Consider the following 13086-nt stretch of genomic DNA (forward strand, 5'->3'; position numbering starts at 1 on the left):
AATATTAAGCAAGTTGTAATTGATTTAGTTTTTCGTTTGAGAATGTTTGCAGTTCTTCAAAGAACTCGGTAAAGTCTTTTTCAAAGTCATCATAATGTTTTTGCAAGTCTTCTGTTGCCAGGTTCATTTTCGATTTATTTTTTGTTCTTCTATTCATACCGTCGAGTACACGTTGCATTCCTTCTATAAATTGGTAGTTGTACAACCAATCGTATTGCATCATATAAGGCAACATATGTTGTGTTTTTTCAGGAAGATTCACTGCATTTTTTTGAAGAAGTGTATACACAGAGTCTACATATACATCTAAAGGAATAGCAGAGTACAGATCCCAATTCTTAGCAAGATAGTGATCGTAAAAAATATCTATGATCACACCGGCATAATGCCCATATCTGGGATCTAACCTACGTTTGCTTATACGAACTGTAGGATGTTGATCTGTATAGGTATCGATCTCACGATGCAATTTGATCCCTATCTGGATATCTCTTGCATAATGGGTAAAATGATTTCCGCGAATACTATCTGCAATAAAATTCCCAATCATAATATCGGTATTGTTTTGAGATAGATAGAGGTGTGCTAAAAAGTTCAAATGTATTCTTCTCTAAAATGGGTATTAAATGTACTAAAAAAACCACAACTGAAAAGTTGTGGTTTTTTAAAAATATATAGATAGTTTTTTCTAGTTGTTCAGCATTACTGGCATTACAAGCATGGTTACTTGCTCGCCTTCGTCGGTTCCATCAATTGGAGTTAAAATTCCGGCTCTGTTTGGTAAACTCATTTCAATTAATACCTCATCAGAATTCAAGTTACTCAACATTTCACTTAAGAAACGAGAGTTGAAACCAATTTGCATATCGTCTCCTTGGTAATCACAGCTCAAACGCTCGTCTGCTTTGTTAGAGAAATCTAAATCCTCAGCAGAGATATTCAATTCAGTACCCGCCATTTTCAAACGAATTTGGTGAGTTGTTTTGCTAGAGAAGATAGATACACGACGTACAGAGTTTAAGAAAGAAGCTCTGTCTACAGTTAATTTATTTGGATTCTCTTTAGGAATTACCGCTTCGTAGTTTGGATATTTCCCATCGATCAAACGACATACTAAGACAAAATTGTCAAAAGTAAATTTCGCATTTGCATCGTTGTATTCAATAGTTACCTCTTCATCACCTTTTAACACACCTTTTAATAAGTTCAAAGGTTTCTTAGGCATAATGAATTCAGCAGTTTTATCGGCAGTTACATCAGTACGAGTGTATTTTACCAATTTGTGAGCATCTGTAGCCACAAAAGTTAAGTTCTGAGAACTAAACTGGAAAAATACTCCACTCATTACCGGACGAAGATCGTCGTTACCGGCAGCAAAGATGGTTTTAGAAATTGCTGTAGCTAACACATGTGAAGGAACAATTGTTTTACTTGGTGATGGAAGACTAACCGCTTTTGGGAATTCATCTCCGTTAAAGTAAGCCATATCATATTTTCCTTGATCAGAACTGATCTCAATAGTGCTATCTCCTTCTGTTTTAAACGTTAAAGGCTGATCCGGAAATGTTTTTAAGGTGTCTAACAATAATCTTGCAGATACTGCAATAGATCCTGTAGTGTCTGATTCTACATCTACAACAGCGCTCATGGTTGTTTCTAGATCTGAAGCAGAAACTTTTAATTGATTTTCAGACAATTCGAATAAGAAATTATCTAAAATAGGTAATGTGTTATTACTGTTAATGACTCCGCCTAAAACTTGTAACTGTTTTAATAATTGCGAACTAGATACGATAAACTTCATGTGTAATTCTTAGCTAAAAATTGATTTACAAAGATATTCGAATTTAGGGATTTTGAAAATATTGTTATCAACATTTTTACGCTTTTGTTGATAGCGTTTCAAAACGTTATAAATATGTTAAGGCGATAAAAAAAGAGGAGATAAAATGCTACATTTGTTTGGAGATCTATAGTTTGAAAAATGTAGATTGTCCCCTCGAGCGGAGTCGAGAGGTGATAGAGAAGGTCTCGACTCCGCTCGACCTGACATTTTTAATTGACTAAGTTAAACGATGAAAAAATACCTCATTTTAGCTTTTTGCTTATTCCTTTCTTCCCTTAATTTATATTCTCAAAAACCTAATAAACTCAACTCAAATCAGATCTACGAAAAAGTTCAGAAACTCAACTTTTTAGGAACTGCTTTGTACATAGCAGCACACCCGGATGACGAGAATACACGATTGATTTCTTATTTGGCAAATCATGTAAAGGCAAGAACGGCCTACCTGTCGTTAACCAGAGGTGATGGTGGTCAGAATTTGATAGGGCCTGAGATTCGCGAGCTGTTAGGAGTGATAAGAACACAAGAACTTTTAGCTGCGAGACGTGTTGATGGGGGAGAACAGCGTTTTTCCAGAGCCAATGATTTTGGATATTCAAAACACCCGGATGAGACTTTAAATATTTGGAATAAAGATCAAGTGTTAGGAGATGTAGTTTGGGCTATTAGAACTTTTAAACCTGATGTGATCATCAATAGATTCAACCATAGAACACCGGGAACTACACACGGACATCATACAACTTCTGCAATGCTAAGTGTTGAAGCTTTTGATCTAGCAGGTGATGCCTATAAATACTCAAAACAACTAGATTACACAAAAGCATGGCAACCAAAACGCTTATTTTTTAATACTTCGTGGTGGTTTTACGGAAGTGAAGAAAACTTTGAAAAAGCAACCAAAGACAATCCAAATTTTATGTCGTTTGATGTAGGAGTGTATTATCCGTTAAAAGGAAAGTCTAACAATGAGATTGCTTCTATTGCCAGTAGCCAGCATTTATGCCAAGGATTTGGAAGGCTAACAACCAGAGGAAGTCAAAAAGAATATGTTGAGTTCTTAAAAGGAGATAAGCCAAAGGATGAAAAAGATTTGTTTGCGGGTATCAATACAACATGGAATCGAATCAAAGGAGGAGGAGAGATTGGAGATATTTTATACGAAGTAGAAAAGAATTTCGATTTTGTGAACCCTGCGAAGCACTTACGCTCTTTAATGGAAGCTTACAGAAAGATTTTATTATTGGAAGATGATTATTGGAGAGAGCTTAAGTTAGAGCAAATCACTGAGATTATTCAAGCTTGTGCCGGACTGTATTTAGAGGCATCGGCAAGTAGTTCTTCGGCAGTTCCTAATTCTGAGATACAGATCAATATTGAAGCGTTGAGCAGAAATTCTGAAGTATCTGTAATTATGGAGTCCATGACTTTTAAAACTGATAAGTTGTTGACGGTTGTAAAGGATATACGATTGGAAAACAACAAAAGACAACGTTTCCAACAGAAGATCAAATTAGAGAATATGGATTATACAGATCCTTATTGGTTGAAGAAAGATTGGTCTTTGGGAATGTACGATGTAAACGATCAGGAAATGATTGGAAACCCGGAAACGCCTAGAACGGTTAAGGTATATTTCAACCTGAATATTGATGAGCATAAGATCAGTATAGAAAAAAATGTAGTTCACCGATTCTCAAAAAGAGACAAAGGAGAATTGTACGAACCTTTTGAGATCTTACCTCGAGTAACTACCAAACTTAAAGAAAAAGTAATGCTTTTCCCGGAAGATAAATCCAGAGTAATTTCTGTGGCTGTAAGATCGGGAGCAAACAATGTAAAAGGATCATTATCCTTGGAAGTTCCGGAAGGATGGTCGGTTTCACCAAAGTTTATAGACGTATCTATAGAGCAAAAAGGAGACGAGCAATCTCATGATTTTATGATAACACCTTCTTCCAAAGAATCAGAAGGAAAGTTAAAAGCTGTTGTAACCATCAACGGAAAAAAATACGACAAAGAGTTGGTAGAAATTAACTACACTCATATTCCAAAGCAATCAGTATTATTAAATTCAGAAGCTAAAGTAGTTCGATTAAATATTGAAAAAGGAGGCGGTACAATTGGTTATATCAAAGGAGCCGGAGATGCTATTCCGGAAAGTTTAGAGCAGATAGGTTACCAAGTAACTACAATTAATCCGGAAGAAATTAATGATGAAAATTTACAACAGTTTGATGCTATTGTTGTTGGAATTAGAGCTTATAATACTGTTCCTACGTTAAAATACAAGCAAAAATTCTTGCTGGATTACGTGAAGAACGGAGGGAATATGATCGTTCAATACAATACCAACAGAAGAGTAAATGTTGGAGCTCCTTATGAATTAAAGTTGTCTAGAGATCGTGTAACGGATGAGAATGCCAAAGTAACTGTGTTGGCAAAAGGTCATTCTATCATGAATTTCCCTAACAAGATCACAGAAAAAGATTTTGAAGGATGGGTACAAGAAAGAGGATTGTATTTTCCGAACGAATGGAGTTCTGAATACACGCCAATCTTATCTATGAGCGATAAAGGAGAAAGTGCTAAGCAAGGAAGTTTATTAGTAGCTAAATACGGAAAAGGAAACTATATCTATACCGGGCTAAGTTTCTTTAGAGAACTGCCGGCCGGAGTTTCCGGAGCTTATAAATTGTTTGCTAATATGTTGTCTATTGGAAAAGAAAATATCAAACAAAACAACAAACTAAAACAATAACCGCATTATGTCAGCTAACAAACTCGTATGGAAAAAGATATATACGGTGGTGCTTGTTGCCAACCTTATCTACATCATTCTCTTTTACCTAATCACTAAAACTTTCGATATATAATTTATGGTTACTGATGCTTTAGATTGGAGAGACTGGTTAGTACTGTCTGTGACATTACTTTTTATTGTAATCTATGGAGTTTACAAAACCAGAAAAAGTGATAGTGGTGTAAAAGACTATATCAAAGGAGGAAACGATACCAAATGGTGGACTATAGGTTTATCTGTTATGGCTACACAAGCCAGTGCTATTACCTTCTTGTCTACACCCGGTCAAGCTTTTAATGATGGAATGGGATTTGTGCAATTCTACTTTGGATTGCCTATTGCCATGGTAATTATATGCTTGGTGTTTATTCCTCTGTACTACAAGATGAATGTATACACCGCTTATGAATATTTAGAAACAAGGTTTGACTTAAAAACTAGATCGTTAACAGCCATAATTTTCTTGATTCAAAGAGGTTTAGCGGCAGGAATTACCATCTACGCGCCGGCAATTATTCTGTCGTACGTTTTAGGTTGGAATTTAACAACGTTGAATATTGTGATCGGATTGATTGTGATTTTCTACACCGTGTCTGGAGGAACAAAAGCTGTGAACGTGACACAGAAGCAGCAGATGATCATCATTTTCTCAGGGATGTTAGTTGCGTTTTATTTGATCATGAAATACATGCCAGACGGTATTACGTTTGGTAAGGCATTAGATATTGCAGGAGCCAGTGATAAGATGAAAGTCTTAGACTTTTCTTTTGATCTGAACAATCGTTATACAGTTTGGACAGGTTTCTTAGGAGGAACATTTTTAATGCTGTCTTATTTTGGTACCGATCAGAGTCAGGTACAACGTTATTTATCAGGAAAATCTGTTCGTGAGAGCCAGTTAGGATTGTTGTTCAATGGACTGTTAAAAGTACCAATGCAGTTCTTTATTCTTTTGGTAGGAGTGATGGTATTTGTATTCTATCAGTTTAACTCATCGCCATTAAACTTCAACCCTAAAGCCCAAGAAGCAGTGATCAACTCTGCTTATTATGATGAATATAAAGCTTTAGAAACGAAACACTTTTCTATTGAAGAGCAAAAGAAAACCTTGCTGTTGGATGGAGTTCAAGATCATGAGAGAGCATTGATCCAAGATTTAAATGAACAAGACAAAGAGTTAAAAAAACAAGCAAAAACTATTATAGACAAAGCTGCAACGGATTCTGGAGAAAAAGTACAAACCAATGATAAAGATTACGTATTCATTCACTTTATTTTAAACAACCTTCCCAAAGGAATTGTAGGATTGTTACTAGCCGTAATATTGGCAGCAGCAATGTCGTCTACCGCATCAGAATTGAATGCCCTGGCAACTACTACAACTATTGATATTTACAAGAGAAATATTAAGCAAGGACGAGATGAAGCGCATTACGTATCGGCTTCTAAGTGGATGACTTTCGGATGGGGAGTTTTGTCCATTATTATAGCCTGTGTAGCCGACCTTTTTGATAATTTGATTCAGTTGGTAAATATCATCGGATCTATTTTCTACGGAAGTGTATTAGGAATTTTTATGCTGGCGTTCTTCATCAAATTTGTTAGAGGAAACGCAGCATTCTTAGCCGGATTGATAGGGCAAGTAATCATCATATTAACTTATGTATTTGCTATATTTATACCAGAGCAAAATGGAGGAGAAGCAGCGATCAGCTATTTGTGGCTGAATTTAATTGGCTGTGTTTTGGTGATGATCTTAGCAATGATCATACAATCCATTTCTCCTGGAAAAGTTGAAAAAGTATGATAAAACTACGAACAGCTACCTTAGAAGATCTGCCTACATTATTGGTTTTTGAGCAAGGGATGATAGAAGCAGAAAGACCCATGGATGTTACTTTAAAAAGAGAAGAAACATTCTATTACAATCTTCCTTTTATAATTAATAGTGAAGAGTTTGAGTTGGTTGTAGCTGAGATTGATAAAGAGATTGTGGGTTGTGGATATGCCAGAAAAGTAGAAGCTAGAGAGTGCTTTCAGTTTGATGAGTTTTCTTACTTAGGATTTATGTTTACAAAATCTGAACACAGAGGAAAAGGAATTAACAAAGCTGTTATGGAATACTTGTATGACTGGTCTTTATCGCAAGGAATTTATGAAGTGCGTTTAGAAGTATACCCTACCAATGCTCCGGCAATTAGAGCTTATGAGAAAGCAGGAATGAGCACAAACCTGCTCACGATGCGAGTCGATTTACGAAATAGAAAATAAAAAAGCGGACTTATTAAGTCCGCTTTTTTATGCTTTCAAATAAGAGACCTTATAAAGCTCCCCATTCTTTTAATGAATCTTTGTTCATCTTCATGTAATCAGCATTTCCAGCTTTGGTAGCTAACTCTAATGAAGTTTTAGCAGCAGCAATTGCTCCTTTTTTGTCTCCGGCTTTTGCATGGATCAAAGACTGTTGTCTGTAGAACCAAAAACGAGGTTGATCTTTTGTCAACTTAACAGCTTTGTCAATCCACTTAACAGCTTTAGCAATGTCTTTTCCTTGCTCTTTGTAGTATACAGCAGCAGCATAGTAATCATTTGGAGATGGTCCTCCCATTACTTTGTCAATAGAAGCCATTACACCTTTTTCAGTTGGAGTTTCAAATTGAACACCTACATAAGTATTTTCCCAAAGAATTCCGATTACTGCAGAATTGTTTGTGATATCATCAAAAGTCATTGTGTAAGTTTCAATTTTCATAGGCATTGGTAGCACATCTGCAGTTGCTTTTGCAACTACTTTACTATCATCCCATTTTCTAGGAGTTCCCCAGTTGTTAGAGTCTGCGTAGAACATAACTTCCCACTTATCTTTGTTAGGAATGGTATAGATTGCATAAGATCCTGCTTTTAATGTTTGACCATTTACAGTTACGTCTGTACTAAAAGAAATCTTAGTATTGGCGTTAGCTCCGGTTCTCCATACTTTTCCGAAAGGTACAAGGTCTCCAAAAATAGTTCTTCCTTTTACTCCGGGACGTGAGAATTCAAGTGTAACATCCGTTAAACCAACCTTTTGTTCTATTTTAGAAGAAGGGCTAGGTTGCGGAGTTTGAATTTGAGCGCTTGCTGTATAAGTAAATGCAACAAGGCATACGATCAAGAATAATTTTTTCATGATTGATTGGTTTATAGTTTAAGTTATATGTGTTAAAATTACAACGAATCTTCGTGACAAATGTTAACGAAAACTTAAAAGTAGGAGCATTATCTTTGCGCAACATCAAAACGAATTATGAAAAAATATATAGCTGAATTTATAGGAACTTTCGCCCTGATTTTCTGTGGTACCGGAGCTATGACCATTAATGAAGTAACAGGAGGAGATGTAACACATGTGGGTATTGGAATCACTTGGGGATTAATTGTAATGGCTATGATTTATGCCTTTGGAGAAATTTCTGGAGCTCACTTCAATCCGGCAGTTTCTATTGCTTTTGCTTACGCGAAAAAGTTCTCATGGAAAGAAGTGCCTAAATATATTTTCTTTCAGGTGGCAGGTGCTTTTGCAGCTAGTTTGGTTTTGATGTTCTTATTTCCAGATAGCGAGTTGCTAGGGTCTACCATTCCTAAAGTAGATGTATGGCGGGCTTTTGTTTTGGAACTCTTACTTACCTTCTTCTTGATGGTAGTAATTATTAATGTATCTACCGGAAGTAAAGAAGTTGGTATGATGGCAGGAATTGCTGTAGGTGGTGTAGTTTTGTTAGAAGCACTATTTGCCGGACCAATTACAAACGCTTCTATGAACCCGGCTCGTTCTTTGGCTCCGAATATCGTTTCAGGAAACATACAAGGTTTATGGTTGTATATGATTGCTCCTGTATTGGGGGCTTTATTGGCTGTGGTAAGTTGCAAGCTGGTAAAAGACGATCAATGTTGTGATGAAGAGTGTTAGTATTCTTGGTTGTGGTTGGTTAGGAAAACCTCTAGGAATCTCTTTACTAAAACAAGGGTATTCTGTAAAAGGATCTACAACATCAGAACTAAAACTATCCGAGTTAGACGAATTAGGGATAAATTCTTATCTGATCAATATTGAAGATTGTGAAGAACATCACTTGTTTTTACAATCAGAAATAGTAATCATTGCAATAACGTCAAAAGATATTGAAGCTTTTAAACATTTGACACGTCAGATAGAATTCTGGAATGTTCAAAAAGTCATTTTTATTAGCTCTACTTCTGTATACCCAAATACAAATGCTATAGTTACTGAAGATAGCGAAACGGTACAGAAACCATTGACTGAAATAGAAGACATCTTTCGAAAAAATCATCATTTTAAATCAACTATTCTTCGTTTTGCAGGATTGTACGGACCAGATCGCCATCCTGGGAACTGGTTTAAAGGAGGAAGAATGATTCCTCAACCAGAAGGTTTTGTGAATATGATTCATCAAGAAGATTGTATTCAAATTATTGAAGAAGTTATTGCTAAAGATTGCTGGAACACAACGTTAAATGCTTGTTCCAATCATCACCCAACGCGAAGAGAGTTTTATACAAAAGCCAAAGAAAGTTTAGGGTACGACGAACCTGTTTTTGAAGAAACAGATGAATCTTCATATAAGATCATTAGCTCTAAAAAATTACAAAGGGTCTTAGGATATACCTTTATTCATGACGATTTATTGAGCTTTTCTTAGTTATTTAAAACCTGAAAACTATTAGGTAAGATTAGAAATGACACTAAACTAAGAGTACTTCCTCTTTCTTAAATAATTAAAGACAAATCCAAAACCGAAAAGTAGGAGTAGTGGTAGTACTACATTTAAGAATTGCCAGTAGGTTCTCTCTTCAAAAGCACGTTGCTTATCTAGTAAATTTATTTGCAGCGTTTTGTTTCGTAGCTCTATAAGTCCGGTATCATCTAACAAATAATCAACAGCGTTTAATAAGAACTCTTTATTTCCAAACTGTTCCCCCGTCCATTTGTCCAATGAAAGATCGTAGGGCTGTCCTTTTAGGATTTGGTTTTTCCCAATATCTCCATCAGCAATTACAACCATCTTATTCTCTTTACTCTGACCAACATAGCTGTTTACGTCAAAAGGTTTAATTCTATTGGCATAATTTGAAAGGAAATCACCTTCCAGTAAAACTCCAAAAAGTTGATAGCCGCCTTGGTAACTCTCTTGTTTAGGCTCTTCTGCAATACTTTGTAATTCAACAATACTAGGAGTTCCTATTTTTCTTGTAAGTAATGAACTAACGAGTAAAGGAGTCTTTTTAATATTGTTCTTTAACGTATCTATTTGATTCGCAAAACGTAAACGTACCGGTGCTGTATTCTTTGTAATAGGGTGTTGCGGATTTCCATTTACCAAAGGATGATAGAACCAAGGAAGGTTTTGAAACTGCGGTTGGTTCCCCACATTTCCTGTTGCTAACGGAATTTTAGAAGCATATAGATCTTGTATCAAAGATGTATTTAAACGTACACCATAAGTAAACAGAAGATCTGTAAGATTCAAGTCTCTCGGGTAAGCAAGCATTTTTCCGCCGTTATACAAACTATCGGTATCTGCTTGTACATTGTCTAGTAACCAAAGTGTTTTCCCACCGTTCATGATGTACTGATCCAAAACCAATTTTTCTTTTTCAGAAAAAGCCTCAGTAGGTTTGGCTATGAGAGCCATATCAAAAGTTTGTAGATCACGTAAAGTTCTGTTGGAGTTGACTTCTACAGAATCCAATGTAAAAGCTGCTAAACGATATTTCTTACGTACATCATTCAGAAATGAGTAAAGATAGATGTCTTGCAATTCTCCATTCCCTTTTAAAACTGCGATCTTTTGTTCTTTTTTTCGGGTGATATTATTGATTGCATTGCTAAAAGAAAACTCTAAGTTTTCAATAGCTGCTTCAAATTGTTCTTCTTGTGATTGAACCACTCCATTAGGAAGCAAAGAAACGATCTCTGTTTTGTTTCGGTAATCTATTTCTGCCCAAGGGAAGATAATAGCATTCGACAATTTCCCATTCTCTTCAACAGTTAACTGGCTTGGAAACATTCCTGCTTTTACCAATCGCTCTCGTTGTTCGTCGGGATTGATAAATTGAATTTTTATTTTTGAATTCTTCGCTTTTAATTCTTCTAAAAATTGACGAGTTTCAATTTGTAAACGTTGGAATTCTGTTGGAAAATCACCTTCCAAATACACGCGAATGATCAACTGTTTGTCTACGTTTTCTATGATAGAGCTTGTTACCTCAGAAAGTGTGTAACGTTTGTCTTTTGTCAGGTCAAACCTCAGATAGAAACCTTGTCCGAAATAGTTGAGAACAACTATCCCTGTCAATAGAAATATGATATGCTTGAGCTTTTTAGTCATGAGATAATCGTTGTTTGGTCATGAATAAAAAGAAAGTGATCACACTTATAAAGTATAGGATGTCTCGAGTATCTATAACACCTCTACTGATGCTTTTGAAATGTTCGTTCATCCCCAGCAACTGTATGCTATAACCTGAGCTTCCAAACAGATTGGCAATAGCATCAAATCCGTAGTAAAAAAAGAAAACGATAAAAACTCCCAGTAAGAAAGCTACGATCTGATTTTTTGATAATGTAGAGGTAAACAACCCAATAGCAGCATAAGACCCTACAAGTAAAAACAAACCAAGATAGGAACCAATAGTACTTCCCATATCTATATTTCCTGCAGGATTCCCTAATTCAGAAATAGAGTATATGTAAATAAAAGTAGGAACAATAGCTACAGAAATTAGGAGTATAGCAGCCCAAAATTTTCCAAAAACAATTTGCCAGTTGGTAATGGGTTTGGTTTTTAAAAGCTCTATAGTTCCTGTTTGAAATTCATCAGCAAACATTTTCATGGTAATTGCAGGAATCAAAAACAATAGAACCCAAGGAGCTAAATAGAAAAAGTTGTTAAGATCTGCAAAACCGGCATTTAGAATATTAAAATCATCATCAAATACCCATAAAAACAATCCATTTACCACTAAGAATACACCAATTACCAAATAGGCAATTGGTGAAGCAAAAAAGGAATTGAATTCTTTCTTTAATATTGGTATCATTGATCTCAATTGTGACTTCGAGAGCCTCAGTCACTATAATTTGACTGTTACTGGTCATTGAGGCTCTCGAAATGACCTTGTGAATATATTTATTCTTTCAAAGAAACTACTTTGTCTACACTCCAAGCTTCTGGTTTGGCATTGAACAAAATTTTGGTCTCTGCCCAAACTCCTTTGAATAAATCTGAGTTTCTGTAATTTTCTAGATCTTCTTCTTTATCCCAATAACTATAGGTGAAAAAAACAGAAGGATCTTGTTTATCTCTATACAATTCTAATAAACGACATCCGGGACTGTTTCGTATAAATTCTTTCTTAGCATGAAAATTAGACAGAAAAGTATCTATATGCTCCGGTTGAAATCCCATCTTTACAATTCTTACAAACATACTTAAAGGAATTCAATAGTAATTGTGTCTCTGTATCCTAAGCCCAGTAGAGTAGAAGCTCCCCCCACTGTTTTTAAATTACTTCTGTAAATAGCAATTTCTAAATATCCGGCCGAATTGAACAAGGCCAAACGATTGCCATCAAACTGGCGAAGATCCTTTGCTTCAGTATTTACAATTTCATTATACTTAGTCATCACCTTAGAAAAGGTATACCTAGCAGCTGTGATTTTAAAATCTCTACCTTTTCCAACCTCAGCAAACAACTTCTTGCTAATGTTGCTTATTACATTACCATAATTATCGATGTAGATTACACCTCCGATAATTTTGTTTTGTTCTTGATTTACTTTGGGTTGGATCTCGGTCATCTCCTTATAGGTAGAGATCTCTTTACCGATCACCCCTAAATTTCCTCCTCGAGAAATAAAACAAGCTACCTGCACAAATACATCTAACACCGGAAAACTGCTTTCTACACGATCATGAATATTGATCTCTACAATCTTTGCAGGCTTTATATCCTTAGTAATCATACAGATCAAGCCGTTATCCGGACAGATAAAATAATGATTATCTAACTCTAAGGCTATGTGCTTGTTATCGTCACTAAGCTCAGAGTCTACACCTACAATATGTATGGTCCCGTCAGGAAAACTCTTATATGAGTTTTTTAAAATATAGGCAGTCTCTGTAATATTAAAAGGTGAGATATGATGTGTAATGTCTACAATCTTTGCATCAGGCAATTCTGAATAGATAGCTCCTTTTACAGCGCCAACAAAATGGTCTTTGGTTCCAAAATCAGTAGTTAATGTAATAATTGACATTAAAGGAATGGCTGTTAATTAATTGTGTAAAAGTTGCTCAAAAATTTCACACAAATCTAAACAATTCTGAAAATTAATTCCCTAATTTTAGAATGAATTATTAACTATCAATCAATA

General features: G+C 35.5%; 12 protein-coding genes. 5 read left to right on the forward strand and 7 right to left on the reverse strand.

Annotated features, from left to right (window positions below):
* Positions 1 to 4: 4 nt before the first annotated feature.
* Together ACFSRZ_RS13110 and dnaN are read right to left on the reverse strand one after the other, a co-directional pair.
* Entirely contained in the window at positions 5 to 598 is a 594-nt protein-coding gene (locus ACFSRZ_RS13110) for an acyl carrier protein phosphodiesterase (protein WP_379667014.1), read from the reverse strand.
* Positions 599 to 688: 90 nt separating this feature from the next.
* Complete coding sequence (gene dnaN / locus ACFSRZ_RS13115; protein WP_379667015.1) at positions 689 to 1804, reverse strand: DNA polymerase III subunit beta; 1116 nt, start codon at positions 1802 to 1804, stop codon at positions 689 to 691.
* 271 nt (positions 1805 to 2075) lie between these two features.
* Here dnaN and ACFSRZ_RS13120 point away from each other — a divergent pair, with 271 nt between their 5' ends.
* From ACFSRZ_RS13120 to ACFSRZ_RS13130, 3 genes are all read left to right on the forward strand, one after another.
* A complete protein-coding gene (locus ACFSRZ_RS13120; protein ID WP_379667016.1) occupies positions 2076 to 4607 on the forward strand; it encodes a PIG-L family deacetylase in 2532 nt (843 codons plus the stop codon).
* A gap of 118 nt (positions 4608 to 4725) precedes the next feature.
* Positions 4726 to 6456 (forward strand): sodium:solute symporter, encoded by a 1731-nt coding sequence (locus ACFSRZ_RS13125; protein WP_379667017.1) that lies wholly within the window; start codon positions 4726 to 4728, stop codon positions 6454 to 6456.
* Entirely contained in the window at positions 6453 to 6920 is a 468-nt protein-coding gene (locus ACFSRZ_RS13130) for a GNAT family N-acetyltransferase (protein ID WP_379667018.1), read from the forward strand. Before ACFSRZ_RS13125 ends, ACFSRZ_RS13130 begins: the two co-directional genes overlap by 4 nt.
* 49 nt (positions 6921 to 6969) lie before the next feature.
* On the opposite strand, the gene ACFSRZ_RS13135 is transcribed toward ACFSRZ_RS13130, so the two are convergent.
* Positions 6970 to 7818 carry a DUF2911 domain-containing protein gene (locus tag ACFSRZ_RS13135; protein WP_379667019.1) on the reverse strand — a complete coding sequence of 283 codons (849 nt, stop codon included), beginning with the start codon at positions 7816 to 7818 and terminating at the stop codon, positions 6970 to 6972.
* A 114-nt stretch (positions 7819 to 7932) separates the two neighbouring features.
* Between ACFSRZ_RS13135 and ACFSRZ_RS13140 the strand changes: the two genes are divergently transcribed.
* Complete coding sequence (locus tag ACFSRZ_RS13140; RefSeq protein ID WP_379667049.1) at positions 7933 to 8598, forward strand: MIP/aquaporin family protein; 666 nt, start codon at positions 7933 to 7935, stop codon at positions 8596 to 8598.
* On the forward strand, positions 8585 to 9349 hold the full coding sequence (locus ACFSRZ_RS13145) for a dTDP-glucose 4,6-dehydratase (RefSeq protein ID WP_379667020.1): 765 nt from the start codon (positions 8585 to 8587) through the stop codon (positions 9347 to 9349). Before ACFSRZ_RS13140 ends, ACFSRZ_RS13145 begins: the two co-directional genes overlap by 14 nt.
* Before the next feature lie 48 nt (positions 9350 to 9397).
* On the opposite strand, the gene gldG is transcribed toward ACFSRZ_RS13145, so the two are convergent.
* The 4 genes from gldG to ACFSRZ_RS13165 form a co-directional block, all read right to left on the reverse strand.
* Complete coding sequence (gldG, locus tag ACFSRZ_RS13150) at positions 9398 to 11038, reverse strand: gliding motility-associated ABC transporter substrate-binding protein GldG (RefSeq protein WP_379667021.1); 1641 nt, start codon at positions 11036 to 11038, stop codon at positions 9398 to 9400.
* A complete protein-coding gene (gldF, locus tag ACFSRZ_RS13155; RefSeq protein ID WP_379667022.1) occupies positions 11031 to 11750 on the reverse strand; it encodes a gliding motility-associated ABC transporter permease subunit GldF in 720 nt (239 codons plus the stop codon). The genes gldG and gldF overlap by 8 nt, the downstream gene beginning before the upstream one ends.
* Before the next feature lie 89 nt (positions 11751 to 11839).
* Entirely contained in the window at positions 11840 to 12139 is a 300-nt protein-coding gene (locus tag ACFSRZ_RS13160) for a putative quinol monooxygenase (protein ID WP_379667023.1), read from the reverse strand.
* A 2-nt stretch (positions 12140 to 12141) separates the two neighbouring features.
* Positions 12142 to 12969 (reverse strand): SAM hydrolase/SAM-dependent halogenase family protein, encoded by an 828-nt coding sequence (locus ACFSRZ_RS13165; RefSeq protein WP_379667024.1) that lies wholly within the window; start codon positions 12967 to 12969, stop codon positions 12142 to 12144.
* Positions 12970 to 13086 lie beyond the last annotated feature (117 nt).

Origin of the sequence: Pseudotenacibaculum haliotis, from assembly GCF_042684245.1 — a bacterium.
GTDB lineage: Bacteria > Bacteroidota > Bacteroidia > Flavobacteriales > Flavobacteriaceae > Polaribacter > Polaribacter haliotis_A.

Bases quoted from the DNA above. Each gene is read 5' to 3' on its own strand.
- gldF (WP_379667022.1), bottom strand. From the start codon at position 11,750: ATGATACCAATATTAAAGAAAGAATTCAATTCCTTTTTTGCTTCACCA.
- ACFSRZ_RS13145 (WP_379667020.1), top strand. From the start codon at position 8,585: ATGAAGAGTGTTAGTATTCTTGGTTGTGGTTGGTTAGGAAAACCTCTA.
- gldG (WP_379667021.1), bottom strand. From the start codon at position 11,038: ATGACTAAAAAGCTCAAGCATATCATATTTCTATTGACAGGGATAGTT.
- ACFSRZ_RS13135 (WP_379667019.1), bottom strand. From the start codon at position 7,818: ATGAAAAAATTATTCTTGATCGTATGCCTTGTTGCATTTACTTATACA.
- ACFSRZ_RS13130 (WP_379667018.1), top strand. From the start codon at position 6,453: ATGATAAAACTACGAACAGCTACCTTAGAAGATCTGCCTACATTATTG.
- ACFSRZ_RS13165 (WP_379667024.1), bottom strand. From the start codon at position 12,969: ATGTCAATTATTACATTAACTACTGATTTTGGAACCAAAGACCATTTT.
- dnaN (WP_379667015.1), bottom strand. From the start codon at position 1,804: ATGAAGTTTATCGTATCTAGTTCGCAATTATTAAAACAGTTACAAGTT.
- ACFSRZ_RS13120 (WP_379667016.1), top strand. From the start codon at position 2,076: ATGAAAAAATACCTCATTTTAGCTTTTTGCTTATTCCTTTCTTCCCTT.
- ACFSRZ_RS13160 (WP_379667023.1), bottom strand. From the start codon at position 12,139: ATGTTTGTAAGAATTGTAAAGATGGGATTTCAACCGGAGCATATAGAT.
- ACFSRZ_RS13125 (WP_379667017.1), top strand. From the start codon at position 4,726: ATGGTTACTGATGCTTTAGATTGGAGAGACTGGTTAGTACTGTCTGTG.